Here is a 2,486-nt window from a genome sequence, read left to right on the forward strand (position 1 = left end):
GAACGGCGAAAATTTATGGTCAGAACAGCGATGGATCATGGGAAGAAAAAGCCACCATTTCCCATCCCGGTGACATCCGATCAGCCCGCCTCAGTATCGATGGCCATGTGTTGACTACCCATCGCGTGGCGAGGATCACTGAACTAAGTATGAATGAATGATGGTTTGCTGTTATCCCACATTATTCTTCTACAACAGCTCTTTCCAGACCCCACTGAAGATACTTCTCAAACTCCCGGGGAGTCACCTAACGTTCAATGGGGAAATGGTTGTGAGTTTCAGGTATTAACCCAGAGTTGCACTCTGCATATTATGAAAGACAGAAACCTGCTTTCTGCTTATTGAACATTTGCACGGATCAAAGCCCTGTTTTCCTATTAGTTAGGCTTACATCAATGTCGTGAACTTTTAAGCTAAAACCGAGTCTATCTTCCAGAATCAATTTTGAATGGCCTTACTCACCAAAGTGAAATAACAACTATTGAAAAACAAACTATGAATCCCATAAAAAACCTTTCCTGCTTTGGTGGTTCACTCCCATCAACACCGGATCAAGATCGATCAGAAAGAACCAGTGGTACCGCTATGGGCAGGAACGTCATGGTACGTGACAAGAAAAAGCTTTCATTATTGCTCGATTTACCAGTGGAGATACAATCCAAAATTTATTCCTATTTGCAGGCCCATGATATTACCGGTTTAACACGGGCAAATTCATACCTTAACAACATACTCATAAATGATACTTCAATAGCAAGGGCGTGGTATCGCCGGTTTTCTCCATCACATCAGGCTCTTTTAAAGACAATCGTTACTACAAAAGATAAAGATCAACTCAAGGGTTGGTTGAGGCGCTTTACCGGGGATGAGGCATTAATCAAGTCAATCATAGATCGCCAACCGAGTATTTATTTTCCTGCACTGTACCTTTCCACTGTCACTAAATTGATGTCTGAATGTAAAAAATTCAAATTAGAGACAAAAGCCATCCTCCCCGGTAATGGCAGGGCGAACTCAGCTATCTTCAGCCCCGATGGCCGCCATGTGATGACCGCAATTGACAATAAAACGGTAAAAATATACAGCCAGAAGGACGATGGATCATGGGAAGCAAAAGCCACTATCGCCCATGAAGAAGTGGTCAAAAGGTACTCCTTCAGCCCCGATAGCCGCCATATGGTGACCCACAGTTACGATGGCAAGGCAAAAATTTATGGCCAGAAGGACGATGGGTTATGGGTAGAAAAAGTGACTATTTCCCATCGCGGCTGCGTCGACTCAGCCACCTTCAGCGCCGATGGCCTCCATGTGCTGACAGGAAGCAGAGATGGCAAGGCAAAAATTTATGGACAAAAGGACGATGGGTCATGGGTAGAAAAAGCCACTATTTCCCATGACAACGAAGTCAACTCAGCCAGGTTCAGCGCCGATCGTCGCTGTGTGGTGACCGCCAGTAATGATGGCAGGGCGAAAATTTATGGCCAGAAGGACGATGGGTCATGGGAAAAAAAAGCCATCATTCACCACGATGATAAAGTCATATCAGCCACCTTCAGCCCCGATAGTCGTCACCTGGTGACCCTCAGTGCCGATCACAATGTGAAAATTTATAGCAAGAAGGACGATGGGTCATGGGTAGAAAAAACCAGTACTTACCACGACTGTATCTTATCAGCCACACTTAGTGCCGATGGTCACTATTTAGTGACCGCTGGTAAAGATCACAAGGTGAAAATCCATGGCCTGGGGGCCGATGGTTCAAGGGAAGAAAAAGCCACCATTTCCCATGATAAAAAGATCAACTCAGTGACATTCAGCGCCGACAACCGCCATTTGATGACCTCCAGTGACGATGGCAGTGCGATAATCTACGGTCTTAAAGACGATGGGTCATGGAAAGAAAAAGCGATCATTCGCCATAAGGATCGTGTCTATTCAGCCACCTTCAGCCCCAATAGCTGCCATCTGATCACCCGCAGTGAAGATAACACTGTAAAAATCTACAGCCAGGAGGACAATGGATCCTGGATAGAAAAAACCACCATTTCCCATAAAGATTGGGTCCGCTCAGCCACATTCAGCGTCGATGGCCGCCATGTGGTCACTGCCAGTCATGATGGCAAGGCGAAAGTTTATGGCCAACAGAGCGATGGATCATGGGTAGAAAAAGCCAGCATTTCCCATAATGGTTCGATCGGATCAGCCTCCTTCAGCAGCGATGGCCAAGTGATGACTATCCGTTGCGATGACAAGGTGCAAATCACTGAACTAAGAATGAATAGTTTCACTGACATCAATGTTATGAACTTTCATACTTAAACCGACTCTAAGCCACAGAATCAATTTCGAATATCCCTGTCAACCGGCGAAAACAACAACTTTTAAGAAACGAACTATGGACTGCATAAATAACCATTCCGGCCTTGGTGATCCACTCTCATCAACACCCGATCAATCTCAATCAGAAACACCAACTACTACCACTA

Annotated in this window: 1 protein-coding gene; it reads left to right on the plus strand. The window is 45.3% G+C overall.

Annotation, left to right across the window (positions count from 1 at the left end):
- Positions 1 to 444: 444 nt before the first annotated feature.
- Positions 445 to 2,319 carry a WD40 repeat domain-containing protein gene (locus KDK17_RS07230; protein WP_257287720.1) on the plus strand — a complete coding sequence of 625 codons (1,875 nt, stop codon included), beginning with the start codon at positions 445 to 447 and terminating at the stop codon, positions 2,317 to 2,319.
- The last annotated feature ends 167 nt before the right edge of the window (positions 2,320 to 2,486 follow it).

This window comes from Endozoicomonas sp. SESOKO2 (genome assembly GCF_024606245.1).
Lineage (GTDB): Bacteria > Pseudomonadota > Gammaproteobacteria > Pseudomonadales > Endozoicomonadaceae > Endozoicomonas_A.